22 protein-coding genes are annotated in these 23,709 nt (G+C 61.5%); 11 read left to right on the forward strand and 11 right to left on the reverse strand.

Annotated elements, in window-relative coordinates; all coding sequences use genetic code 11:
• The first annotated feature begins 135 nt into the window (after positions 1–135).
• On the forward strand, positions 136–945 hold the full coding sequence (locus ACSBOB_RS26875) for an IS5 family transposase (RefSeq protein ID WP_442579109.1): 810 nt from the start codon (positions 136–138) through the stop codon (positions 943–945).
• Positions 946–1,216: 271 nt separating this feature from the next.
• On the opposite strand, the gene ACSBOB_RS26880 is transcribed toward ACSBOB_RS26875, so the two are convergent.
• The 5 genes from ACSBOB_RS26880 to ACSBOB_RS26900 form a co-directional block, all read right to left on the reverse strand.
• On the reverse strand, positions 1,217–3,295 hold the full coding sequence (locus tag ACSBOB_RS26880) for an ATP-dependent helicase (protein WP_442583838.1): 2,079 nt from the start codon (positions 3,293–3,295) through the stop codon (positions 1,217–1,219).
• A 72-nt stretch (positions 3,296–3,367) separates the two neighbouring features.
• Positions 3,368–6,055, reverse strand: a complete 2,688-nt coding sequence (locus tag ACSBOB_RS26885; protein ID WP_442579110.1) for a UvrD-helicase domain-containing protein — start codon at positions 6,053–6,055, stop codon at positions 3,368–3,370.
• 335 nt (positions 6,056–6,390) lie between these two features.
• A complete protein-coding gene (locus ACSBOB_RS26890; RefSeq protein WP_442579111.1) occupies positions 6,391–9,654 on the reverse strand; it encodes an error-prone DNA polymerase in 3,264 nt (1,087 codons plus the stop codon).
• Positions 9,651–11,174 (reverse strand): Y-family DNA polymerase, encoded by a 1,524-nt coding sequence (locus ACSBOB_RS26895; protein WP_442579112.1) that lies wholly within the window; start codon positions 11,172–11,174, stop codon positions 9,651–9,653. Before ACSBOB_RS26895 ends, ACSBOB_RS26890 begins: the two co-directional genes overlap by 4 nt.
• Entirely contained in the window at positions 11,089–11,850 is a 762-nt protein-coding gene (locus ACSBOB_RS26900; protein WP_442579113.1) for an ImuA family protein, read from the reverse strand. The genes ACSBOB_RS26895 and ACSBOB_RS26900 overlap by 86 nt, the downstream gene beginning before the upstream one ends.
• Positions 11,851–11,994: 144 nt before the next feature.
• Here ACSBOB_RS26900 and ACSBOB_RS26905 point away from each other — a divergent pair, with 144 nt between their 5' ends.
• From ACSBOB_RS26905 to ACSBOB_RS26940, 8 genes are all read left to right on the forward strand, one after another.
• The gene (locus tag ACSBOB_RS26905) at positions 11,995–12,522 is read left to right on the forward strand and encodes a hypothetical protein (RefSeq protein ID WP_442579114.1); all 528 of its coding nucleotides are present in this window, start codon (positions 11,995–11,997) and stop codon (positions 12,520–12,522) included.
• Between the two features lie 10 nt (positions 12,523–12,532).
• The gene (locus ACSBOB_RS26910; protein ID WP_442579115.1) at positions 12,533–13,279 is read left to right on the forward strand and encodes a hypothetical protein; all 747 of its coding nucleotides are present in this window, start codon (positions 12,533–12,535) and stop codon (positions 13,277–13,279) included.
• A gap of 35 nt (positions 13,280–13,314) precedes the next feature.
• On the forward strand, positions 13,315–13,905 hold the full coding sequence (locus ACSBOB_RS26915; RefSeq protein ID WP_442579116.1) for a hypothetical protein: 591 nt from the start codon (positions 13,315–13,317) through the stop codon (positions 13,903–13,905).
• A gap of 12 nt (positions 13,906–13,917) precedes the next feature.
• Positions 13,918–14,142, forward strand: a complete 225-nt coding sequence (locus ACSBOB_RS26920) for a hypothetical protein (protein ID WP_442579117.1) — start codon at positions 13,918–13,920, stop codon at positions 14,140–14,142.
• 48 nt (positions 14,143–14,190) lie between these two features.
• Positions 14,191–14,964: an SOS response-associated peptidase gene (locus ACSBOB_RS26925; protein ID WP_442579118.1), complete on the forward strand. Its 774-nt coding sequence runs from the start codon at positions 14,191–14,193 to the stop codon at positions 14,962–14,964.
• 188 nt (positions 14,965–15,152) lie between these two features.
• Positions 15,153–15,416, forward strand: coding sequence for a hypothetical protein (locus ACSBOB_RS26930; RefSeq protein WP_442579119.1), 264 nt, complete (start codon positions 15,153–15,155; stop codon positions 15,414–15,416).
• Positions 15,417–15,537: 121 nt separating this feature from the next.
• Positions 15,538–15,702: a hypothetical protein gene (locus tag ACSBOB_RS26935; RefSeq protein WP_442579120.1), complete on the forward strand. Its 165-nt coding sequence runs from the start codon at positions 15,538–15,540 to the stop codon at positions 15,700–15,702.
• Entirely contained in the window at positions 15,699–15,965 is a 267-nt protein-coding gene (locus tag ACSBOB_RS26940; protein ID WP_442579121.1) for a hypothetical protein, read from the forward strand. The genes ACSBOB_RS26935 and ACSBOB_RS26940 overlap by 4 nt, the downstream gene beginning before the upstream one ends.
• A 124-nt stretch (positions 15,966–16,089) precedes the next feature.
• On the opposite strand, the gene ACSBOB_RS26945 is transcribed toward ACSBOB_RS26940, so the two are convergent.
• The gene (locus tag ACSBOB_RS26945) at positions 16,090–16,461 is read right to left on the reverse strand and encodes a DUF982 domain-containing protein (RefSeq protein WP_442579122.1); all 372 of its coding nucleotides are present in this window, start codon (positions 16,459–16,461) and stop codon (positions 16,090–16,092) included.
• Between the two features lie 382 nt (positions 16,462–16,843).
• On the opposite strand from ACSBOB_RS26945, the gene ACSBOB_RS26950 reads away from it, so the two are divergent.
• Positions 16,844–17,347 (forward strand): S1/P1 nuclease, encoded by a 504-nt coding sequence (locus ACSBOB_RS26950; protein WP_442579123.1) that lies wholly within the window; start codon positions 16,844–16,846, stop codon positions 17,345–17,347.
• On the forward strand, positions 17,235–17,879 hold the full coding sequence (locus ACSBOB_RS26955) for a S1/P1 nuclease (protein ID WP_442579124.1): 645 nt from the start codon (positions 17,235–17,237) through the stop codon (positions 17,877–17,879). Before ACSBOB_RS26950 ends, ACSBOB_RS26955 begins: the two co-directional genes overlap by 113 nt.
• A 114-nt stretch (positions 17,880–17,993) precedes the next feature.
• Here ACSBOB_RS26955 and ACSBOB_RS26960 read toward each other — a convergent pair whose 3' ends face one another.
• From ACSBOB_RS26960 to ACSBOB_RS26980, 5 genes are all read right to left on the reverse strand, one after another.
• The gene (locus ACSBOB_RS26960; RefSeq protein WP_442579125.1) at positions 17,994–18,158 is read right to left on the reverse strand and encodes a hypothetical protein; all 165 of its coding nucleotides are present in this window, start codon (positions 18,156–18,158) and stop codon (positions 17,994–17,996) included.
• 467 nt (positions 18,159–18,625) lie between these two features.
• Positions 18,626–19,150: a thermonuclease family protein gene (locus ACSBOB_RS26965; RefSeq protein WP_442579126.1), complete on the reverse strand. Its 525-nt coding sequence runs from the start codon at positions 19,148–19,150 to the stop codon at positions 18,626–18,628.
• Positions 19,151–19,157: 7 nt separating this feature from the next.
• Positions 19,158–20,336, reverse strand: coding sequence for a trypsin-like peptidase domain-containing protein (locus ACSBOB_RS26970; RefSeq protein ID WP_442579127.1), 1,179 nt, complete (start codon positions 20,334–20,336; stop codon positions 19,158–19,160).
• Between the two features lie 37 nt (positions 20,337–20,373).
• Positions 20,374–21,732, reverse strand: coding sequence for a S1C family serine protease (locus tag ACSBOB_RS26975; protein WP_442579128.1), 1,359 nt, complete (start codon positions 21,730–21,732; stop codon positions 20,374–20,376).
• Between the two features lie 319 nt (positions 21,733–22,051).
• Positions 22,052–23,635, reverse strand: coding sequence for a hypothetical protein (locus tag ACSBOB_RS26980; RefSeq protein WP_442579129.1), 1,584 nt, complete (start codon positions 23,633–23,635; stop codon positions 22,052–22,054).
• Positions 23,636–23,709 lie beyond the last annotated feature (74 nt).

Genomic DNA, 23,709 nt, shown 5'->3' on the forward strand with positions numbered 1-23,709 from the left:
TGATCTTGAAAAATCATTCGTAGCGCCATTTCGTCTGACTACGATGCTTGCGGTCTCCAAGGGCTGTGAGCCTTCGGCAGAGCTGCCTAGAGTTTGTTATGGACATAAGAATGGATAAGATTCAAACGGTTGTGCATGAGCACTTGCCGCAAGCTGTATCCATCCGATGTGTCTGATGAAGAATGGTCGCTGGTTGCGCCGTATCTGACGCTGCAGCGGGAAGATGCTGGCCAGCGTGAGCACAGCCTTCGCGAGGTGTTCAATGGATTGCGTTATATCGTGAAGACCGGCGCGCCGTGGCGATGGATGCCGAATGATCTGCCGCCCTGGGCGGCAGTGTATCAGCAGACGCAGCGCTGGCTGGCAGCGGGATGCTTCGAGGCGCTTGTTGACGATCTGCGCGCGCTATTGCGGCTTGCGGCGGGGCGCTCGGCCGAGCCGAGTGCGGCAATCATCGACAGCCGGACCTTGCGATCCACGCCCGAGAGCGGCGCGCGCGCCGGCTATGATGGGGCCAAGCGCAAGAAGGGCTCCAAGCTCCACATGGCAGTCGACACGCTCGGCCATCTGCTCGCACTCCACGTCACGCCGGCAAGCGCGGAGGATCGCGGCGAGGTCGAAACCCTCGCCAGGACGGTCCAGGCCGTCACCGGCGACAGCGTTCAGATCGCCTGGGTCGACCAGGGCTATACCGGCGAACGCGCCGCGCAGGCCGCCAAACGGCACGGCATCACCCTTGAAGTCGTCAAACTGCCCGAGGCAAAGCGAGGGTTCGTTCTCCTGCCACGACGCTGGGTCGTCGAGCGATCCTTCGCATGGGCCACGAAATTCCGCAGGCTCGTCAAAGATTACGAACGATATCCCCACACTCTCGCAGGACTACATGTCGTCGCTTTCGCTTGTCTCATGATCAAGCAAGTCGCGGCTCTTGCCGCAGCTTCATAACAGACTCTAGCCTTGGCGGTGGGTTGTTCACCTATGCGCTGTCGCAGGCGATAGGCGCCGATCGCGCGAACGCCGACGCCAATGGAAACGGCCGTATCGAGGTTTCCGAACTCCGCCGGCATGTGAAGGACGGATCGGCGATTTCGCGCTCTTCTAGGCTGCCGCGCTCAGGCGTGGCGTGGTCGCCTCTTTTGGCCACGGCCCTTGCGGTCAGCGTCAGCTTAGCGACGCACGCTGTTGCGGCAACCTACGTCGTTGATCGATCGCAGCTTCATTTCCACATGCCGCGCATGCGGCTCCGGAGATCAACTGGCACGATCGGCTTGTTGGCTGAGTTTGCATCGTTGGTTGGAATTGACCACCCGACCCGTTCGAAGTCACCGAGGATGTGATCGGGAATGAAGCGCGTGCGCGAGGCGTAGACGTGGCGGTCCCCGCGAGACGCCTGGCCGCTCGTGTAGAAACGTTGCGGCGTGATCAGGTGAAGCGAATCCCTGGCTCGCGTCATTGCTACATAAAGCAGACGGCGCTCCTCCTCGATATCATCGCGCTCGCCGACGGCGAGGTCGATTGGGATGCATCCATCGACAGTGTTGAGCACGAAGACGTTCTTCCACTCCTGGCCTTTTGCCGAATGGATGGTGGAGAGGATCAAAAAATCCTCGTCGAGATGCGGCGGGCCGACGCGGTCGCTGGTCGCCTCCGGCGGATCGAGCGTAAGATCGGTGAGGAATTTTTGGCGTGACGGATAGCCCGTCGCAATCTGTTCAAGCTGCAGCAGATCGGCGCGGCGGATCGTGGCGTCCTCGTGAATGCGCGCCAGATGCGGCTCATACCAGAGCCGCACCCGTTCAAGATCGGCCGGCCACGCTGACTTCGAGCGCAAGCCGGCAAACAGGTCGACGAAGGCGGGCCAATCAATTTCGGTTCGCTGCGGCACACGAAACGCCGACAGGCCGAGCACGGCGTCCAGCGACGTGGCCATGGCCTCGATGATTGCCGCGGCTGTCGACGGACCGACGCCGGGCAGAAGCTGGAGCACGCGAAAACCGGCAACGCGGTCGCGCGGGTTCTCGGCGAAACGCAGGACCGCCAGCACGTCCTTGACGTGGGCCGCATCGAGGAATTTCAGGCCACCGAATTTGACGAAAGGGATGTTGCGGCGGGTAAGCTCGATCTCCAGCGGGCCGCTGTGGTGGGAGGCGCGGAACAGCACGGCCTGTGACTTCAAGACGGTTCCGGCCTCGCGCTCGGCCAGCACCCGGTCGCAGACATAGTTCGCCTGGTCCGCCTCGTCGCGCACCGTGACCAGAACCGGCTTCTCGGCCGATCTGCGCTCGGTCCAGAGGTTTTTGGTGTAGCGCTCGGCCGCTTCGCCGATCACCGCGTTGGCGGCGGCGAGAATGGCGTCGGTCGAGCGGTAGTTGCGGTCCAGCGTGACGATCTCGGCGGGAGCCGCAAACTGGGCGGGGAAGTCGAGGATGTTGCGAACCTCCGCCGCGCGGAAGGAATAGATCGACTGGGCGTCGTCGCCGACCACCGTCAGGCCGGCGCCGTCGGGCTTCAGGGCGAGCAGGATAGACGCCTGCAGCCGGTTGGTGTCCTGATATTCGTCGACCAGGATATGGTCAAAGCGGCGGCCGAGCCGTTCGGCCAGCGCGGGCTCGGCCGCCATCTCGGCCCAATAGAGCAGCAAATCGTCGTAATCGAGCACGTTCTCAGCCTGCTTGGCCTCGACATAGACGGCGAATAACCGCTTCAACTCGTCGTTCCAGTCGCGGCACCATGGAAACGCTTTGGCCAGAACCTCGTCGAGCGGCTTCTGGGCGTTGACGGCGCGCGAATAGATGGCGAGGCAGGTCCCCTTGGTCGGAAACCGGCTTTCGGTCCTGGACAGGCCGAGTTCGTGCCGGACGAGGTTCATCAGGTCGGCCGAATCCTCGCGGTCGTGGATGGTAAAGGCCGGGTCGAGCCCGATATCGAGCGCGCAATCGCGCAACAGCTTGGCCCCGACAGCGTGGAAGGTGCCGGCCCAGTTCAATCCATCGGTGAGAACGGAGGACTTGTCGCCCAGCACCTCGCCGGCGATCCGCTCGACACGCCGCGTCATCTCTGCGGCGGCGCGCCGCGAGAAGGTCATTAGCAGGATACGGCGCGGATCTGCGCCCTTGACGATCAGGTGCGCGACACGGTGGGCGAGCGTGTTCGTCTTACCCGACCCGGCGCCGGCAATGATCAACAGCGGCCCGGCAATCGTTCCGCCGCCATGCTCGACGGCAGCCCGCTGGCCCTCGTTGAGGGCGGCCAAATAGGCCGGCTGGAAAGACGAATCAGGAAGCACGACGTTCATGCCGCCATGGAGCAGTGTTTCTGGTTCGTTCGCAACAGCCACAGCTTGTCCGAGCGACAGAGCTCTAGGCAATTACCCTGACGAAGTCTGCCCCCATGTCGCTTGGCCTTCAGTCGCTACGGTCAGTGAAGCAGTGGTTTTGCAGGCGGGGTAACCCGAGCAAGCCAGGAACGGTTGATATGCTCCCCCCGAGCGAACGACCATCGATCCTTCGCCGCAAGTGGGACAGGTATCGCCGGCTGAGATCGGTCTGTTGATCCTGACGCGATTGGATGGTGGCGCCGGGTTAGGGCCGACCTCGGAGATATTGCGTTTGAAATCGCAACGAGGATGCATGCTGCATGCCTCAAACGCTCCATATTGCCCGTCGTGCCGTCTCATGGTGCCCTCGCCGCATTTCGGGCATGGCGTCAGGATGCCACCCGCTGTTTCGACCTCCACCCCACCCATCCGCGCCAGTTCGGTCAGGAAGCGGGAGGGCGAATCGGCCTGGGTGTAGATACGCACTTGGCGACGTGCTCGGGTGAGCGCGACGTAGAAGAGCCGCCGCTCCTCCGCCAGAGGATACGGGTCGGGCTCGGGCATTGCGATCTGAATGACTGGGTCGTCGGTGATCTGGCTCGGAAATCCCATCATGCCCTCAACGACATTCAACAACATCACGTAGTCGGCTTCCAAGCCCTTGGAGGAATGGACCGTGCGATACTCAATGTCGAGACGCTCACCGAAGCGTTGTCGCCAGCGCCGCCACCCCATAGGTTCATCACTATTGTAGCGGCCGAGCATCATGACGCTGATGCGGTGGCCGGCATCCGAACTCAGCCTCCCGTTCCGCGCGTAATCATACATCCTCTCGAGATCCTGCTCGAGGCGTTCCAGCGCGAGAGCCTGGGTCTCGGCGGCGAAGGCGTGAAGCGCCTTCTTCGAATAGGAGCTGATCGTCTTGACCGACTTTTTGATCTGTCGGGGATTGGTCTGAACGAAGGCGCTCGAGGCCTCGCATAGCCCCGTAGGACAGCGGAAGGTCGTGTTCAACATCAGTCTGGTCGAATGATCGAAAACCTTCTCGAACTCTGTCATCACGGAGATGTCGGCACCGGCGAACCGGTTGATGCCCTGCCAATCATCGCCGACGACACACAGATGCGCCTCTTCCCCAGCGTTCTTTAGCAAGGCTTTCAGAAGGCGCACCTTCGCCTGCGACGTATCCTGAAATTCGTCGGCCAGCACCATAAGATAGGGGCTGACGAAACGGCCGCTCTCTATATGGTCGATCGCCATTAGCAGCATGTCATCGAAATCGATGCAGTCGGCCTCACGCAGCCGGCGTTCCCACTCATTCGCGATTCGCTCGAAGAGCGCCAGGAACCGGGTCATGCGGTCCGCATGGCCCCGCGGATCCTTCGCCGCGGCATCCCGGAGTTGCTGGAAAGTGAGGCCATTGCTTTTGACGTGCTGCTGGAAAATGCGGATCGTCGCGGCAAGCTGCTCGGTGGTGACAGGCCGCTCGCCCTTGGTCTCACGGTCGGCGTTGTATTTTAGCGCGATCCCGCTGCGCTTCAGTTCCTCGGCGAGCATCTCGAACCCACGAGCGCTCCTGATTTCGTGCGAGGTAGTTTGAAAGAGCCGCGTGCCTTTTTCTACATGCAGCCCGCGCTTCCATCGGACCCCGCTGAGATAGTCGCCGCCAAAATGCGCGGGCGCCTGTCCCCGCTCGTTTAGCGCAAAATGTTCATGATAAAGCTCGATCTCCGGGTAGAAAAAGTCGGGACGATACTGCCGATGATGCTCGGTGGCGGTATCATACTCATAGGGTCGCTCATACTGGTAGCGGACGCCGTAGTAGAACAGCCAGTCCGCAATCATCCGCTCCTCTTCGCTTTTGACGATCTCGCCATTGGCAGTGAGGATACCCCGCCGACCGTCGCGATAGGCGTTGGCCTGGGCTGGTTCGCTCCACGAACCGATGTCCCGACCGAAAACGGTGCGGAATAGATCCCAGTCGTGCCGGAACTTGTCATCGCTTGTTCGCAAATCGTCGATGATCTCGACGATCATCGCAACATCGCGGCCAGGCTCGGCCCACTCCGCCAGCGAAGGCTTACGCCCTGTCGCCTTGCCTATCACACCTAGGCCAAAGGCGTTGAACGTCTTGACAGTGACAGCATCGAGGCCGTCGAAGTCCGCCAGCCGGGCCTTGATCCGCGACTGAAGCTCCTGGGCGACGGCGCGGTTGAAGGCGAGAACCAATATCTGCTCAGGCCTCGCCAGATGTTCGTGAAGTGCGTAGCCGACTCGGGCCACCATCGTCGAGGTTTTGCCCGAACCGGCTGCGGCCACGATCTGCACCGCATCGTCCATGCAGATACACCCGTCCATCTGATCGTCGGTCAGCGGGTCCTTCTCCACCGTGTCGAAGAATGGCTTCAGCCGCTCCTTCTGCCGCGCAAGATAGGCAACGTTGTGGGTTGCGAATTCGGCGAGCAGCTCCTGTTCGAAGTGGTCGCCTCCGTTAAATGGAGAAAAGAGGGCGGATCGCTTAGGTGGCGGAAAACACGCGACGATGCGCGACGCCATGCTCTTTGGAATCCAGCGCGATCGATCGAGCATCGGTTCCCAGTCAGCACGCCACTGCGTGACCTTTGCAGGGAAATCGTCGCGGAGGCTTGACGCCGAGGGGCTAGTCGGCTGTCGCTTCGACCTGCTGGTGCCGAATAGGCCACCAGCAACGAGCACCGCGCCGATGATCCATTCGATCATGCGCGTCGCCGTGCAGGGGCGAAGCCGGGCGCCCGCGCGAACGCATCACCGCGCGCCACGGCAAAGCCTGCTGACGCGGCGATACGTTTGAAATCAATGTCGTTTTGTGTTCGCACACGCTCATTTAGTCACAGCACAGTTCCAAAGTCGTTATCTCCCATCGTCGCCGGCATCATCCGATCCTTGATCGGCGACCCTCATAGTTAGCCCATCGATCGCGAGAATCGCGTCCATGAGCTGCCGACGGCCTCTGCGGCGATGGGGGGATTCAGTTTGCTCAGATCGGTCGGCTTAAGCCTCACACGCGCAGATTTCTCCGTCGCATAGTCATTGCCTCACCGAAAATCCCTCGGCTTCACCTTGATCATGGCGATCTGGAGATCGGGGATGTAGATGTCGCGGGCTTTAGGCCCTTTCGACGGCAGCGTGCGTGGATCGGGGCCTGGGCTACCGTGATGGAACTCATCGCCGCGGCCGTGCGGCAGCGGGAAAGCCGCGTCGCGACTGCCAACGCTGGCAAGTTCGGCGGACAGGTCCGTGAGTTGATGCGCAACGAGATGCACCACTTCGCCTTCGCGCTGGATACGGCCACGAACTGAGAACATGCTGGCGGACAGGATGATGCGGCGCTGGCGTTCGAACAGTTTCGGCCAGATGACCAAGTTGGCGATGCCGGTTTCGTCCTCGATGGTGATGAACATCACTCCCTTGGCCGAGCCTGGCCGCTGACGCACCAGAACGAGCCCGGCCGCTTCCAGCCATTGGCGGTCACGAGCGTTCATCGCCTCGCTGCAAGTGGCGATGCAACGGCGGCGGAGATCACCTCGCAGGAATGACATTGGATGGGCTCGCAGGGTCAGCCCGACATGGCCATAGTCCTCGACGACCTCGCTGCCGGCCGTCATTGGTCGCAGCGACACAGCCGGCTCGACGAGTTCGTGTATTTGCTCGTCCTGTCGCCGGGCTGCAGTGGCAAACAGCGGCAGGGGTTCGTCGCGAAGGCCCTTGATCTGCCATAGCGCCTCGCGACGTGAGACGCCGAGGGCTTCCAGGAATGCATCGGCTTCGGCGAGTTGCACAAGGGCTGCGATCGGCACCCCGGCGCGGCGCCATAGATCGTCGACCGATGCGAAGGGTTGATCGGAACGTGCCGCCAGCAGGGTTGCGGCATTGGCATTAGACAGGCCTCGCACCATACGCATGCCCAGCCTGACCGCAAAGGCTTCGTCCGCCATAGCCTCAAGCGTGCAGTCCCAGCGCGAGGCATTGATGCAGACTGGCCGCACCTCAACACGATGGTCTCTCGCATCGCGAACGATCTGCGCTGGCGCATAGAAGCCCATCGGCTGGGCATTGAGCAACGCTGTGCAGAACACCTCTGGGTGATGGCACTTCATCCATGACGAGGCATAGGCGATCAGCGCGAAGGACGCGGCATGGCTTTCCGGGAAGCCGTAGCTGCCAAATCCCTCAAGCTGTCGGAACGTCCTTTCTGCGAACTCCCGCTCGTAGCCGTTGGCCACCATGCCCTTGATCAGCTTCTCGCCGAACTTGCTGACGCCGCCTGTGTGCTTGAACGTCGCCATGGCTCGCCGAAGCTGATCAGCCTGCCCGGCTGTGAAACCGGCACATTCGATGGCAACCCGCATAGCCTGTTCCTGGAACAGTGGGACGCCTAACGTCTTGCCCAGCACCTTCTCCAGTTCGGGCTTGGGATAGTGGACGCGCTCCTTGCCTTCGCGGCGCCGCAGGTAGGGATGAACCATGTCGCCCTGGATCGGTCCCGGCCGCACGATGGCTACTTCGATGACCAGATCGTAGAAGCTGCGGGGTTTCATGCGCGGCAGCATCGACATCTGCGCCCGGCTTTCGATCTGGAAGACGCCGAGGGTGTCCGCCTTGCGGATCATTGCATAGGTCGGGCCGTCCTCGTTGGGGATAGTCGACAGGTCGTGTTGGACGCCCTTGTGCTCGGCGAGCAGGTTGAAGGCGCGCTTCATGCAAGAGAGCATGCCGAGCGCCAGGCAATCGACCTTCATGAAGCGAAGCGCGTCGATGTCGTCCTTGTCCCATTCGATCACCTGCCGTTCCTTCATGGCCGCCGGTTCGATCGGCACCAGATCGTCAAGCCGGTCATTGGTCAGCACGAAGCCGCCGGGATGCTGCGACAGGTGTCGTGGCGCTCCCATGAGCTGTCGGGCAAGATCGAGCGCCAGCCGCAGCCGACGGTCGCTGAGGTTGAGGTTCAGTTCCTCGACATGTTTCGGTTCGACGCCTTCCTCCGACCAGCCCCAGACCTGCGACGATAGCATCTTGATCAGATCTTCGGTCAGGCCGAGTGCCTTGCCGACGTCGCGTAGCGCGCCCTTGGAGCGATAGCGGATCACTGTGGAGCATAGTGCCGCGTGATCGCGGCCATAGGTGTCGAACACCCATTGCATGACGATCTCGCGCCGCTCGTGTTCGAAGTCGACATCGATGTCCGGTGGTTCGCGCCGCTCCTCGCTGACAAAGCGTTCGAACAGCAGATCGTTCATCTCAGGATCGATCGAGGTGATGCCCAGCACATAACAGACCGCCGAGTTGGCGGCCGAGCCGCGGCCCTGGCACAGGATGTCCTTCGAGCGGGCAAACCGAACGATGGAATTGACGGTCAGGAAGTAGGGCGCGTAGCCGAGCCGGTCGATCAGACCAAGCTCATGGTTCAGCGTCCCTACGACCGTGTCGGGCACGCCCTGCGGATACCGATCCGAAGCGCCTTCCCAGGTCAGCTTCTCCAGCGTCTGCTGCGGCTTGAGCGCCGGGTCGTCGCGTTCTTCTGGATATTGATAGGCGAGTTCATCAAGCGAGAACCGGCAGCGATCGGCGATCTCGACGGTTCGGGCGGCCGCCTCGGGATAGCGGGCAAACAGCCGCGCCATCTCTGCTGGTGGCTTGAGATAACGGTCCGCATGGCGCTCACGGCGGAACCCGGCATTGTCGATCGTGCAGTTGTGGCGGATGCAGGTAACGACGTCCTGGAGCATGCGGCGTTCGGGGACATGGAACAGCACGTCGTTGGTGACCACCGTGGGCACTTTCGCCGAAGCGGCCAGGTCGGACAGGTCATGCAGCCGCAACTGATCGTTGGGCCGGCGGCGCAGAGTGAGCGCCATGTAGGCGCGATCCGCAAACACCTCTCGCAAACGCCGCAGCCAACGTGAACAATCGTCATCGGGCTGATCGGGCAGGAAGACTGCTATCAGCCCCTCCGCATAAGCGGCCAGATCATCCCAGGTGAGCACACACTTGGCCTTGCCGCCCCGCTTCTTGCCGAGCGAGAGGAGCCGGCAAAGCCGCGAATAGGCCACCCGCTCGGTGGGGTAGACGAGGATTGAAATAGCTTCGACGAGATCGACCCGGCAACCAACGATCAGCCTGACGCCAGTGGTCTTTGCCGCCTCATGTGCCCGGACGATGCCGGCAAGGCTGTTGCGATCGACGATGCCAAGCGCCGGCATATCCAACACCGCCGCCTGGGCAAACAGTTCCTCGCATGAGCTGGCGCCGCGCAGGAAGGAAAAATGCGATGTGCATTGCAGTTCGACATAACCGGTCATGCGAAGATGCCATGCAGGAACCAGCGATGCGAGCCGGTGGAAAGGTTCTCGCCATCGCCGGCGCGATAGATCCAGAAGCGCTCGCCGGCATCGTCCTCGACCTGGAAATAGTCCCGCACGGCGGCAAGTTCGGCGTCGCACTTCCACCACTCGCCAAACACACGCTCAGGGCCGTCGGCCCGCCTAACTCTGCGGCGGATACCGCGCCAGGTGAAGCTTGCGGGCGGATGATCCGGCAGCAGCGCAACGGCATCGATCGGCTCCGGCGCCGAGAGAAGGCGAGCCGGGCGCGGCCAGTGGTCGGGCCAGGCGTCGCCGGCAGCCGGCGCGGTGGCAGCGATGCGTTGCACAGAACGTTCGGGCACATCGCTGGCGACCGGCGAGAAACGATAGAGCTGATCGGTGCCGACGCGGTTACCCAGAGTGTCGATCAGGTCGGAGATGTCGGCTTCCGGTTGTTCGATCAGCGAGGAAAGCGTCTGTTTCGGCAACAATGGCTCTGCCCACGATGCTGCCAGCCGCATAAGCTCGATGCCGAAGCCGGGATCGATCTTCTCGATCTTGTCGCGCAGCAGCCTGCTCAGCCGCTTGGCATCCCGCACCGGCAATGCTGTGCTGACGCGAACGGCTTCGACGGTGTTGTCGACGCGATGCATCAGCAGATCGAGCCGCTTCGCGCCGAGCCCCTTGTCCTCCAGTTCGCTGCACAGGCTGGTCACCAGCTTGCCGATGTATTTTGCGATAGTCTCGGCGGCGGCAATCGGCTCGCCAAAGCTGCGCCGGACCTCGACCACTTCAGCCGGCCGGATAGGGTCGATAGGCTCGCTTAGAACGCACAAAGCCTGATCAAGCCTTCGGCCGAGTTCCGGCCCGAAGCGCAGTGTCAATGGCGCCCTTGGCTGCGCTATCAGATCGCCGACCCGTTCGAAGCCGAGCACACGCAGGCCGTCCACTACACCACTGGAGAGCCGCAGTGCTTGCAACGGCAAGTCCCTGACGATGTCCGCGCTTCCCGCGGTGGGCACAATAGTTGTGGCTCGCTTCACATATCGGGCAACAGCATGGGCAGCACCCCAGCTATCGGCGGCGGCGGCGCGTGCCGATATGCCGGCGCTACCAAGACGCGTCGTCAGGTCGACCAGCAACGGCCGCTCCCCGCCATGCAAATGATCGGCTCCAGTGATGTCGATCACCAGGCCGTCGGGAAGGTCGACAGCGACGATCGGCGAATATCGGCGCAAAGCCCATAGAGCCAGCCGCTCCAGGGCCGCGGCATCTTCGTCCGGCCTCGCATCCTGAACGATCAGTCCGGGAACCAGCGCCTGTGCCTTGGTCGCTGGCATGCCGACCCGCAATCCCGCCGACTGCGCATTTAGGTCGGCGGCGAGCACGACCCGCCTTTGGCCATCACGGCCAACCAGCACCAGCGGCCGGTCAGGCGGCAATGATGCGGCGTCCGATCTCCTTCTCAGACGATCGGTTGACCACTGTGGCAGGAACAGCGAGACGACCCTTGGCATCGCATGCCTCCACTTCGAAGTCCGCGCTTTCGCCCCCGCGACAGCGGATCAGTTCAAGTTGCCAGCGGGCGCGCCCGATACCTGGCACCGGCAATGGCCGGGACGGCATCACGGAGACCCGCCATCGTGTTGCCGATGCGGTCGGCTGGCCGAAATCGGTGGCGTCCGCCTGGCGACGCCAGCGGCGAATGGCGATGCCGATCCCGCCAGATGTCTCGGCAGCCAGTTGCAGGCGTCGCGAAGCCGTCATTGGCAACCGCGCAACCTCGGCAACCACGGCCCCAAGCCCGACATGCCGAAGCCCTTCCTCGAAACAGGCAAGCACAGACTTGTCGTCGCCGGCCTCGACGTAGATCACCCGGTCAGGAGCAAGGCCGGCCTGGGCAAGTGCCGGCGCGAACAAGTCCTGCCGCGAGACGCACCACAGCACCTTGCCAGCGGTCCGCGCAGCAATGCCAGCTGCAAACAGCGCCGCCGCTGCTCCGTCGACAGCACCATTCCCGCCGCCCGCGACTTCGTGCAGCGCGCCGAGCGCAAACCCGCCGCCGGGCAATCGGCTGTCAATCTCGCGGACACCGAATGGCAGCACGCTTCGCTCGTGATTCCTGCCACCCTCAAGGCTCCGAATGCGCTCCTGCAACGCGGAAACGACGGCGCGGTCGAGTTGGGCAGGCATGGAACTGGAGCTTTCGCGTCGTCGACTGTTGTCTTCATTCGTCGATTTAGGAACCCTTTCCTGCGCGAGTCAATCGCCTCTTGACTCTTTTGTTCCTATTTCGTTCACTATGGACATCCGGTCGAATTTTCCGTGAGTAAGACCATGGCAGCCTTGACCAAAGAAGTGAATTTGGCAAACGCCCGCGCCTGGGCCGCGGCCCATTCTCATGAGGACGTCGATCTTGAGGCCGCCCAGCACCTAACGATGGCCCTATCAGACGCGCTCTCGCAGGCGCAGCGTAACCCGGAAACGATGGTGACTTCGCTGAAAATGCTTGTCGGCAACTTCATCTGGAACATGGCCCCGACGCCAGAACTCGGCGCGAAGCTGCTGGACAATTTCGGCCGTGGTGTCGCACAGGAACTGACCAACCTCTACGGCAGTGAGGACCAATCGGAGTTCGATGCGGCCGTTCCCCAACTGATCGAGGACATGATCGACGAAGGCTATTTCGGCGGCGAGCGCCTAGAAGACGTTGTCGCTCAGATGCTGCTGCATCGCACCGATGACCAGCTTACTCTCAGCGAGCGCGAGCTTTACGAGGAGAAGATAATGCCCGTCCTGAAAGCGCGGTTCGAAAAGTCGAAAGACTGGAAGAAGGTCTACCGCCGGCTGAGAACAGCCGCTTAGAGGCACGGCCATGGGCGAAGTAATTCCCCTGATCCCCCGTGGGAAAGTGCCGCCTTGGGACCCGCGGGCGGCCGACAAGGCTGCGGCGATCGAAAAGCTGCGCGATATAGCGAAGCGCTCGCCGCGCCTTTGGACAGATCAGGATCAGCAAGACGTGTCGGATTGGACCGACATGGTAGCTGAGGGCGCGGATGAATATTGCATGGCGCACTACGTCTGCAAGATCGCTAACACGGCCGGCGACATCCAATTCGCTCAGATGAAAGGCGAGGCATCAGACAAGCTGCTATGGTCGTTGGCCGTCGCCGTCGAGGCGCTCATCAAAGCCACCGAGATGGAAGAACCTCACCTCGTGTTCACACTTTGCGACCTGGTCTCGAACGGGCTATTCGCGGCAGGCCGATTGGAAGACCCGATCGCGCAGAAGCTCGCCAACAGCGCCGCCGCCGGCTTGGAAGACGACGAGTTCAGACTATTCCAGGCTCACGATATTCTGGATGAGGATGAGTTGCACATTTACCGGGAGCGCATCAGGCCTATTCTGCAGATCGCCTACGACAACTGGCAATCGCTCCCAGAGGAATATCTAAGACGGCGGGCACCGGGATTTTACGAGCGTCGAGACAGCGATCAGCGTCAGCTTTTCGACATGAACTCCCAACCCAAGCCGTTGCCCGTCGAGGATCTCGGTCTGTTCGGAGACCTTCTGAAAATATCGCCCTCCCGGCCGTTCTGCTCGACGGCAGCCTGGGACTGAGGCCTTTAGCGTGAATTTGTAAGGAGTGCTCCATCATGCAACCAATCAAGATATCGATACCGCGCGCCACGCCAGAAGAGCTTCAGCGCGGCGTTGCAGCGGCGATGCAGGTGTTTCGAGATGCCAGAGTTAAACCTGCCGCGGCTGCCGAAGGCCGGTTCCGCCGGGAAGCCTGGGACATCGGAGGCTTTCGAAACCGCGATATCACCAATGCGCACCTGGCAGCCGCTGCTGTCTGGGACCGCGCGGACACGGCCGCTCTTGAAGCGGCCTGCGCGGGGTGGGACGAAGACTGCAAACCCCAATCTGCTGACCTCGAAATCATTGTCGATCCCGAGGCGCAATTGGCCGATCGACCGACGGCAGTCAATGCGCTCCGGAAAATCGCCGAGACGGATCCGCGAAAGTGGTCCACGGATGAGGATCGTCGCTTAAGCATCTATGCCGGGATCATAGCGGGCCAGATCGAAAATCCGTTCAGAGTTCGCGACCTGATCGATCCCGTAACCATCGCTTTCCACAGCGTGACGTCGGCACAACATCGTCGCCAATCACTGGAAGCTCCGCGGGAGCATCTTCACGACGTGATCGAGACCCTCATCGAAGCATCTGAGCTTCGACACTAAAGGCGCGGGGCTATGGCCAAGATCGAACGCCTGAACCGCCGGCAGGAAGACGCTCTGCAAGCTGCTGCCGATCGCTTCGTCGATGCCCACGACGGGGACATCATGAAGGCGCTGAAGGCAATGATGCTGCTCAACAAGGATTTGCAGGAGCAGGTTGATGCCTTGCAGCCGGCGCAGACTGTCGGGAGACCCAATGCTGCGCCACCGCTGGCGAGGCAGAAGCAGTTCACCTTCTAGCCCCGCCGTGCCATCCTGCCCTCACTGGAAGCCTACCGGGAAAGCCGCATGTGCAACCTCTACAACATCACGACGACGCAGCAGGCGATCATTGACCTGGTCCGCGTATGGCGCGATCTGTCCGGCAACCTTGAACAGTCGATCGATGTTTATCCCGACCGGTTCGGCCCCGTGGTGCGCAATGGCCTCAACGGCCAGCGCGAGCTGGTGAGGATGCGTTGGGGTATGCCGTCGTCATCACAGGCCCTTATGAAAGCCGCAGGCACACGCGCCGACAAACTGCGGAAGAAGGGCAAAGACATCGACAAAGCCGCATTTGCCGAATTGCTGAAAATGGAGCCTGACAAGGGCACGACGAACATCCGCAACACTACCAGCAAACATTGGTTGCGCTGGCTTGGCGTTCCGAACCGATGCGTCGTGCCGATTACGAGTTTCGCGGAACCCAATCCCGGCGGCAAAGTCGAAGGCGAGAACACCCCCTATGCCTGGTTCGCCGGAGACGACAGCAGGCCGTTGATGTTCTTCGCCGGCGCGTGGGTTCCCGGCTGGACCAGCGTCCGCAAGATCAAGGAAGGGCTGACCACCCTTGACCTCTACGGCTTCCTGACGATCGAGCCGAACGGTGTCGTCGGGCCCATCCATCAGAAGGCGATGCCGGTGATCCTGACGACGGAGGACGAGATCGAGACCTGGCTAACGGCCCCTTGGGAAGAGGCAAAGGCGCTACAACGTCCGCTGCCCGACCATATGCTGAAACAGGTTCCGCCGCCGCCGAAGTTGGACGACATGACGCCGCCGCTGCAACCGGCTCTTCTATGATGAACGTTGAACCGCCCATCGCCTTGCCAGAGCCTCCCTCGACGCCGGCCGGGCTGTTCATCCATTGGTGCGAACATCAAGGGTGCCCGGAATGGGGGTGCTTCGGCTACGAGACACGCTACGGCACCCTGTGGGTTTGCGGCGACCACCGCGACGAAGGCGAGCGCATGCGTCGCGGAGCCTGACAGATGCCCGAAACCCTACTCCCGCAAAGCAAGATGCCGAAGCTGGTTGTCGTGGCGGCGTTCGATCCAAACGAGGCCGGGGATTTGCAAGCGGTGTTCAGGCCGGCCGAGCAGCAGAGCGAAGAGCGGGCGATCCGCACGGCCAAGGCGCTTGCCTTGAAATATGTCGGCGTAATCGCCTGGTCCCGAGAGGCGAATCCGGCGCTTGGCGAATACGGCCTGCCGACAGTGCTGTTTCAGCACGGCAACGTGCCGGAGATGGAGTAATGTTGCATAGCGCAAAGGCTGCTGACATTCTGACGCGATGACAAGCCGCATCGCCCCACCGAAACGCCCGCAAGCATACCCAGACCGGGACATCGACTGCCAGCAGGCGATGGAAGACGAGATGCGGGCCGTGTTCGACCGCATGCAGCAGGCCGGCTGGAATTTCGGGGAGACCGAGCACGCGGCCAAGACGCTGCTGTGGGCGCAGCGGCGGGCACTGGAGGAGAACGCCATGCTTGAGGCGAACCTTGCCATCATGCGCGCCATGAGACGGGTTCGGAGATGAGCGACGACGATCTGCAGGGCCGCGTCACCGAGTTCTCGACGGAGCTGATCCGGGCTGCAAACGAAGTCGATAAGCTGTCGATGGACGAGTTGCGCCGCCTGCTTGAGCGGGCGCGGGCCACGGTCGAAGACCTGCTTCAACTCATAGAGGAAGACACTTTCCCCGCGATTGAGCTTGAAGTCGATCCGGCCAAAGCACTCTTGGGCGCGTCGGCAGCTATCCAACAACTGCGGCGGCGGCTCGCAGAGCGCAAAGCATCGTGACGATGGTCTCCGGCTGGGACAAGAACCCACCTGAAAATGAGCCGCGCGCCAAGCCCTGGGAGCGAGTGCTACTCACTGCCGCCGTTGTGGCCTTGATAGTCGTCGTGGCAGGGTGGATTTTCGTCTAGTCGAACAGGATGTCAGCTTCCTTCTCGGTCCCAGAGGACGCTTTGCAAGCCTTCTCCAACAGCATCTGGTCGTGCGCGCAATCCATGGCGCTGGGGACCGCCTGGCGGGCCGCACGGTGCTTGGCGCAACCCTTGCCCGGCCATCGGTTGAATAGGATTTCAGCGGATTGGAGATTGTTGTTGACGTGGGGCACCGTCACACCGTGACCGAGCACGACGGGGATCCACATTGCGCAGTCGCCAATCAGGAAGGCGGCGGCATGGGCGCAGGCGATTTCTTCCGGCGGGAGCAGTAGCCCGGCCGACTTCACGTATTGAAGCAACGGAACGGTCAGGTAGCCGGCCGCCTGCGCGTCGCAGATCGGCAAGGCCACCATCTCCAGGAAACGTGAAGCGTCGGCGAGTCAGCGCGCAGGAGGCCACCAGCAAGTCCCGCAACAAGGATGGAGCCCTTGATACCGAGAGCATCCAGGATGTTATTCAGCATCGCGCGTGTCTCCGGCCCGATCACGATCTTCGCCAATTGGCCTTAAGCCACCAGGCGAAGGTCACGAGACCGATCAGCCCGCCGCTGAGTGCCTCGACATTCTGGGTGAGTTCCGGCGTCGCGGCCGGGTCGATGTAGCCCTTCGGCGCCTCCGCGCCAGATCAAACCAGACGAGACCGCCTGTTGCGTCGTGCGTCTACATCACTGCGCAGATGCATCCAGTGACCGATGGCGATAGGATCAATCGCGTGTGGAGGGGTATGATGATGATGATGAGAAGCATTCTAGGCGCCCTGATGGGCCTGGCGCTTTCGGTGACCTCGGCAAACGCCTGGTGGGATGGCGGTCACATGCGTGTCGCTGCGATGGCATGGGAGCAACTGACGCCCGAGGCGAAAGCGGAGGCAACAAGGCTCATTCGGTTAAATCCCGACTATCAGGAATGGGTCGCGGCAGTGCCCAAGAGGCCGGACGGCACCCGCGAGGATATCGATCGTTATACATTCATCCGTGCGTCCGTCTGGGCAGACGACATCAAGCTCAGGAAGGCCTACCAGGATGCGAGCAAAGGAGACAAAGCGACCAATCCCGGCGCAGGCGACAACAAATGCTATTCCGACCTGCTGATCCACGGCTACTGGCACTACAAGGACATTGCGTTCTCCGTGGACGGCAGCAAACTGGCTGATCCGGATCCCGATAAACGCGGCCACCCAGATCAGAGCCTTCGCTACGGACATCGCGAAAACCGCCGGCAATACCGATGATCAGCGATCATACGCTCTCGTTTGGCTGTTGCACATAGTAGGCGATGTGCATCAGCCCTTGCACGCCGCTGCTTTGTTTACCGAGGAACTCAGCCTTCAATGGCAGGTGAGGCCGGATGTCGACCTTGGCGATCGCGGTGGAAACGAGATCACTGTTATCCCAGCCTCGGGGCAGCAACTGAAGCTGCATAACTACTGGGATGGGATGTTCGGTGGCTACGTGACGGTATTTGGCGCGATCTTCGACGGTTTCGTCACGCGGAAGGTAGACGGTGCCCCAGTGAACATTCAGACCATTCTGGTAGCACCGGCCGCAGCGGCTTCGATCATTGACCCGGATGAATGGATCAAAGAGAGCTTCGAGCTTGCGATGAAATATGCCTATGCCGATCCGGTGTTGCCGGCAAAACCGGTCGCCTATCTGACACGGGAGTATGAATCCAATGCTCGCAAAGTGGCGGAGCGACAGATTTCGCTCGCAGGGGCGCGGCTCGCCCGCATGATCAACGAGGGCTTGGGCTCTTCAAACTAAAGGATTGTCGGCATTTTGCCGCCTAGAGTTCCCGCCAGCGCAATGGATGGAGGAAGTGCATCGGAAGAGCAGTCGATGAGACGTGTCGCCGACTGCCGCCATCGATCGAAAGCCTCATCTCTTGACCAGTCCGAAAAGCACAGCCGCCCCCAGCAGTGCGATCCGCGCGAGCACTCGGGCGATCGCAACGCGCCCAGCCGTAGGGCGGATGTCAAGCAAGCAGGCGGCAACACCCGCCAGTAGTGTAAGCGTGACAGCAATGATAATCGCGATGTCCATGATGGCCTCCAGTTATTAGAGGCCAGTTTCTCATGCTTTTTGCAGAAGGGGATAAAATTCCTATAGTGACGCAAGGGCATCAATGAGTTAGCAGACAATTTACCGCATTTCATCCCCGCTTTCTTCGAGGTTTCGCTTTGTCAATGACGCAGCGGAGGCCCAGCGCGGGCTTGACGTCCGGCATGAGCATGCTGCTGTCTCGTGTTCTCAACAAAGGCTCTCGCAGGGTATTCCGTCGCTGTCACGTCGAGCTTGCCGCCCCACGAGCAGTTCTGGAGATACCAGTTCGCCTCCTCACACGAGCTGATCTGAGTGCATTTCAGCCGCGGAGAACACGACCACGATTGAGCGACTGCCCCGTCGTTCCTCGTTGACCACGGAATTTCGTCCGACGCCGTAGCGACAAGCTCCACCGCCACGGCCGCAGCGACCAACAGAATTCCCATTCTCCCCTCGCGATGTTGACCCTACTTGCGTCTCGCCTTCCAGGGCTCGATGAACTCTCCCTGCCACATGCCCAGCCGGTCCCGGCGGGCCACCTGTTGGACGGCGGCAAAGGCGCCCTTGCTGTAGCGAGGCCAGTCGAGCGCATGACCGTTGCGGACCAACCAGGCTGCCACGCCAAGGCCGTCGGCTCGGAAGCAGTTGGCCACGGCGCGGCCGTAGCGGTCGGTGTCGACTTGCTCGCACGTGGTAGGGCGGGATTTGGCGAGAAATGCGTCGAGCGCGTCGGCAGAGTCTTTGCCGCATCGGTATTTGGCGCCGGACCGGTCGCTGCAGGTCTGCCAATTTTCTGGCGCATCGATCCCGTTGAACCGTATCCGCTGGCCGTGGATCTCGATCGTGTCGCCGTCGATCACTGAAGCCCGGCCGACGATCAGTGGCTCAGCTGCAGCCGGCGCCAACGACATCAGAGCAAACAGGGTCCCCAGCATCGACCAAACGGGGACAATGGATTTTGAGTTCCTGCGGCCCTGACGTTCAATGGCCATGACGCGGCTACTTGATACCGAGATCGACGCCTGCACGCTTGACCCTGCCTCCGATGCCGTCCTTCAACCAGCACGAATTGCTTTTGCGAACGTAGGCGAAGGATCGGCAACGATCGTCCTTCCCGCACGCGAGGAAGCACCCCACAAACGAGGATTGGGTCAAATGCAGATAGTCGCCGCCCGGTTGGTCCATCCCCGAGGAGACTGAGAACGAGGTCTGAAGGACGGTGGAGACGAGCCCGGCCGAGATGACCCCGACCGCATCGCGATTCCAGACGGTCAGGACGGCATCGTTCTTAAGGAAGCAGAAGCGCGCTGCCTTGTGGTAAGTGACCGCCTGGCACCGCATGTCGTCCCGGCATGCGGCGACGCACTCGTCCCGTGAAACGCGCCGCAACGTAGCGTAGTCGAAGCCGATGACGTCCTGGTTGTCGAAGTGCCGAAATGGTCGAAACGGCACAATAGCGGCCGGCGTGCTTGGTTCGGGTGGGGCCGCAGCGACAGTAGGTTCCAGCTTGGCGCCGTAGCACAGCAGTTGAACAACTGATGGCGATACCTTGTCAGCGAGGTCAGCCGTTGCGAGCGGCGCGCCGGCAGTTTCGGCAGTCTGGAAAGGTATGCTCCGGCTTTGCAGAAAGAGTTCCACTACGCTCGCTCGAATGGCGAAGTTGACGTTCTGTGGCGTGACCGATGCGTCCCCCGTCGCGCTGGACTTCAGCACCGCGCTCGTCACACCAAGAAGAGAGCCCGCCTTATCAACCAGCGGCCCGCCTGAATTGCCGGGCTGCACCGGAGTCGAGATTTGGAGATACCGCGTGTCGTCGGCCAACCCCAGCAGCGAATTCACATTTCCGGTGGTGATCTTGACTGAATTGGAAAGCACTTGGGTCAGGGGATAGCCGAGTGTGGCAACGTCCTCTCCGAGACGAGGCGGTGCACGGCGCAATGGAATAGGCGCCACTTGGGAGCCAGCGCTTCGGACAATCGCCAGATCGTTCAGAATATCCGATTTCCATTCGGCGGCATCACCACGGCCGGCAACAACCACCCGCGTGCAGCCCTCGATCACATGGGCGTTGGTGACAAGCCATCCATCGGCATTGATGAAGAATCCCGTCCCCGAACCAGTAGGTAGATCATCTGCATGGGCGACGGCAGCGGCGCCGCAAAGGAGCGCGTAGATCACGGAAGCCAATCGTAGCCAGACAATCACCCGTTCGCTCCTATTGTCCCGGCTTCACTGAGTTTGGTCCACAAACGTGCCATTCGTTCTGGTAGCCATACTCACCTATCCGGCCATAGCACCAGTCTGCCGCAGCCAGGGCAGCTTCAAATGTTCCCCTCGCTGCGCAAGCATAGTATGTGGCTGCCTCATTCCCGCTTCCACCGCGGCACGCAGTGTTCAAATCCCACCAGCGGGCCAACAAAGGCTCAACCGCGGGCTTCGCGCCCTTGCGGACACGTCCCGTCTCACTGAGGATGACAGAACGGCCGATGTCGACCGTCAGGTCAAACGTCGCAACTCCTCGAGCCGACCGATTTCGAGAAGGGCTCTTCGCGAACCAATCTACGACACCTGAAACCGAACAGATGGACGCCTGACAGGCAGCCATGAGCGTGTCGGGCTGAATCGCATAGTAGCGCATCGGCCAGCGCGCCGCGAACTTCCGCTTCTCAGCGAGGACATCGGCAACGGGGACCGCTTTGCCGTAGAAGTTGACGCTGTCGCCATACGCCATCGCCATGTAAGCAAGGGCAGCGTTGTTGGGGTTTGACCAGGCTGCATGATATGCAGCGACGAAGTTCTTCGCTGCTGTCACATCGGTTTGGGCCGCGCCCGGAGTTGCCGACTGGTCAGGCATTGCTGCAGCCGTAGGCGGCATTGTGGGTGCGCCGTAGCAGAGCACCTGAACCACTGCAGGCGCGACCTTGTCGGCGAGATCAGCGGTGGCAAGCGGCTGTCCGACTACATCAACGGTTTCGAACGCAATGCCCCGGCTTTGCAGAAACAGTTCGAGGACGCTGGACCGGATCGCAAAATTGACGTTCTGCGGGGCAGGGGAGCCCTCAGCACCGGACGGCGAGTTGAGAACTCCACTGACCACGCCGACCAGCGCCCCGGCACGATCGACAAGCGGTCCGCCGGAATTGCCGGGTTGCACGGGCGCCGACACCTGCAGGAAGCGCGAATCGTCTGCGATGCCGAGCAACGCATTGATGTTGCCGGTCGTGATCTTGATCGAACTCGAAAGCACAGTGGACAGTGGAAATCCCAAGGCAGCGATGTCTTCGCCCAACCGCGCCGGCGCGCGACGCAGCGGCACAATGGACACGGAAGGGCCAACGCTGTGAACGACCGCAAGGTCGTTCTGCCTATCCGCTTTCCATTCGACAGCATCGCCGCGGCCAGCCACGCCGACCCGTGCGCATCCCTCGACGACGTGCGCGTTCGTTACCAGCCAGCCGTCAACATTGATGTAGAAACCTGTTCCGGAAGCGCTCGGCGCCTCCTGGGCAAAGCCCGTCGTCCCGACAAAGGCCGGCAACGCAGCAATTATCGCAAAAACCAGACGGCGCAGCACCAGCCCATCCCCCAACGGCCCTAGCGTTGCGCTTGGCTGGGGGCGTCGTCAACAGGACTCTGTTGCGATCGTCTAGAGTTCGTAGCTCCTGAGCGACAAGTCGTGGACGCGCCTGTCAAGAATGGGTGCACGCAAGATCAGTGCGAATTGCAGAGCGCGCAGTAAAGTTGGCCCTCGATATGGCGCCCGTTCGCCCCGCCGCCACCAGACCGCTGCCCGAAACTCCTTCTGGAGGCGTTTTTCACAATGGTTGAAACCCATTGGTGGTCGCGGCCGGCGAACAATTGCCAACCGGAGTGTAGCGCAGCCTGGTTTCGGATCATGAAGGCGACGAGAGATCATAGGTCGGCATCCGGTTGATCGCCTTTTTGCGCGCGGCAATCGTCACGTCGCCGTAGTTGTCGCCCGCCGTCCTTCCCGCATGTCCCTGAATGGCGTCCGCGACCCTATCGGCAATGCCGATTTCGGTCGCCAGCGTCTTGAAGCGGTGCCGCCATCCGTGGTTCGGCTGCACTCCCTCCGGGATGACGCCGAGCGATCGAAGCCAGTCGCTCACGCGGCCAGACACCGTCCGAGATGCCTTCACGCTGTCACGGCCCTTCCCTGCCCGATAGAACAGCGGACCAGCCGCTGATGCGTTCACAAAATCCAGCAAGCCCAGATCGATCAGCTGCTGGTGCATCGGCACGTCGCGGTAGCCGCCGGCCTTCACGGTGCCGGCATCGGCGGTCACGCGCATAACGTAGGTGTCGCCTTCCCTGCGGATGTCTTCCTTGCGAAGCTGTGTGATTTCAGTGATCCGAGCGCCGCTAAAGGCGCACAAGATCGGTGCCCATCGCTTTGCGGCTGTTGTCTGCGGCAACTCATTGTTCGCTGGATTGTCTGTGATCTTTGGCTGGTAGTCGCGCGCGGCCCGAAGGACCATGATGGCTTCCGGCAGGGTGAAACCCTGTTCCCGCGTGCGGACTTTCTTTGCCTTTTCCTGCCGGACATCCTTCGCGACGTTGGTTGCTAGCCGCTTGTTTGCAACCGCCCACGATAGGACAGTGCGGACCGATGCGAGGTAAACGTCCGCGACCGTCTTGGCGGACAGGGTCTTCATGCGCTCATCGCGCCAGGCAATGAGGTTGTCATCGGTAAGGCGGCGAGCGTCATCGTGCTTGATGAACTTTTTCAGGTCGACGAAGACAGGTGCCCACCGCTTTTCAGCGCCCCTACCCTTCCCGACCCGCCTCTTTGCGGCGATGTAGTCGGCGAGCAAGCCGGTCAGCGATACGGGCGGCAGTTCATCTGCCGGGAGAGTCGCATTGGTAATGATTGGGTGTGCGGGTTGGCCGGTGAAGTCGCCTTCATTGCGTTCCGCGACACGGGCCAACGCCTCGTATTCCGAAACGCAAAGGGCGCGGGCCAGCATTCGCCATTCGTCGGTGCCATGCTCCGCCGTGGTGTTGCCGATCTCCCGAAATCGTTGAATCCGGTGCTCGACCAGTTCGGCGAGTTCATCGTCATGAAGCTGGCCGGCGATACCGCGACGAAGCTGCGCAACCAAACTGTCATCGATATACATGGACGCCCATGCCGGTGCCGTATTGCGGGCTACCTCGTCCTGCGCGAGGCGGTCCTGATAGCTGCGCAGGGCGATTTGGTCCGGTGCGAGCGGATAGCGTCCGACCGTCACCTTGCGCTCGCCGGCCTCGACAGCGCGGCGCTCGCCGAGTGCGATATTATGCTGCAGGGCGGCGACGGCACCCGGCAGCACCTTCAAGGCCGTGCGATAGTCCGCGCCAAGGGGTGTTCGGAGTTCCGTTTTGCCGTCCATGAACGGCCGAAGCTCTTTCGGGATGACCAGCCGGGCGAAATACCGACCGTCTCGATTGAGCAAATTGCGCACCTTGCCGGCCATCAGGCCACCCATTTTGTTACAGCTTTTGTAACATCAATATGGGCAGAAGGCCTTAGTTCGCAAGGGGTTCAACG

The sequence above is a fragment of the Mesorhizobium sp. KACC 23794 genome, from assembly GCF_052180275.1.
GTDB lineage: Bacteria > Pseudomonadota > Alphaproteobacteria > Rhizobiales > Rhizobiaceae > Kumtagia.

Bases quoted from the DNA above. Each gene is read 5' to 3' on its own strand.
- ACSBOB_RS26940 (WP_442579121.1), top strand. From the start codon at position 15,699: ATGAGCGACGACGATCTGCAGGGCCGCGTCACCGAGTTCTCGACGGAG.
- ACSBOB_RS26885 (WP_442579110.1), bottom strand. From the start codon at position 6,055: ATGATCGAATGGATCATCGGCGCGGTGCTCGTTGCTGGTGGCCTATTC.
- ACSBOB_RS26905 (WP_442579114.1), top strand. From the start codon at position 11,995: ATGGCAGCCTTGACCAAAGAAGTGAATTTGGCAAACGCCCGCGCCTGG.
- ACSBOB_RS26880 (WP_442583838.1), bottom strand. From the start codon at position 3,295: ATGAACGTCGTGCTTCCTGATTCGTCTTTCCAGCCGGCCTATTTGGCC.
- ACSBOB_RS26930 (WP_442579119.1), top strand. From the start codon at position 15,153: ATGCCCGAAACCCTACTCCCGCAAAGCAAGATGCCGAAGCTGGTTGTC.
- ACSBOB_RS26950 (WP_442579123.1), top strand. From the start codon at position 16,844: ATGATGATGATGAGAAGCATTCTAGGCGCCCTGATGGGCCTGGCGCTT.
- ACSBOB_RS26900 (WP_442579113.1), bottom strand. From the start codon at position 11,850: ATGCCTGCCCAACTCGACCGCGCCGTCGTTTCCGCGTTGCAGGAGCGC.
- ACSBOB_RS26965 (WP_442579126.1), bottom strand. From the start codon at position 19,150: ATGGCCATTGAACGTCAGGGCCGCAGGAACTCAAAATCCATTGTCCCC.
- ACSBOB_RS26925 (WP_442579118.1), top strand. From the start codon at position 14,191: ATGTGCAACCTCTACAACATCACGACGACGCAGCAGGCGATCATTGAC.
- ACSBOB_RS26915 (WP_442579116.1), top strand. From the start codon at position 13,315: ATGCAACCAATCAAGATATCGATACCGCGCGCCACGCCAGAAGAGCTT.
- ACSBOB_RS26920 (WP_442579117.1), top strand. From the start codon at position 13,918: ATGGCCAAGATCGAACGCCTGAACCGCCGGCAGGAAGACGCTCTGCAA.
- ACSBOB_RS26910 (WP_442579115.1), top strand. From the start codon at position 12,533: ATGGGCGAAGTAATTCCCCTGATCCCCCGTGGGAAAGTGCCGCCTTGG.
- ACSBOB_RS26895 (WP_442579112.1), bottom strand. From the start codon at position 11,174: ATGCCAAGGGTCGTCTCGCTGTTCCTGCCACAGTGGTCAACCGATCGT.
- ACSBOB_RS26960 (WP_442579125.1), bottom strand. From the start codon at position 18,158: ATGGACATCGCGATTATCATTGCTGTCACGCTTACACTACTGGCGGGT.
- ACSBOB_RS26890 (WP_442579111.1), bottom strand. From the start codon at position 9,654: ATGACCGGTTATGTCGAACTGCAATGCACATCGCATTTTTCCTTCCTG.
- ACSBOB_RS26935 (WP_442579120.1), top strand. From the start codon at position 15,538: ATGCGGGCCGTGTTCGACCGCATGCAGCAGGCCGGCTGGAATTTCGGG.
- ACSBOB_RS26980 (WP_442579129.1), bottom strand. From the start codon at position 23,635: ATGGCCGGCAAGGTGCGCAATTTGCTCAATCGAGACGGTCGGTATTTC.
- ACSBOB_RS26875 (WP_442579109.1), top strand. From the start codon at position 136: ATGAGCACTTGCCGCAAGCTGTATCCATCCGATGTGTCTGATGAAGAA.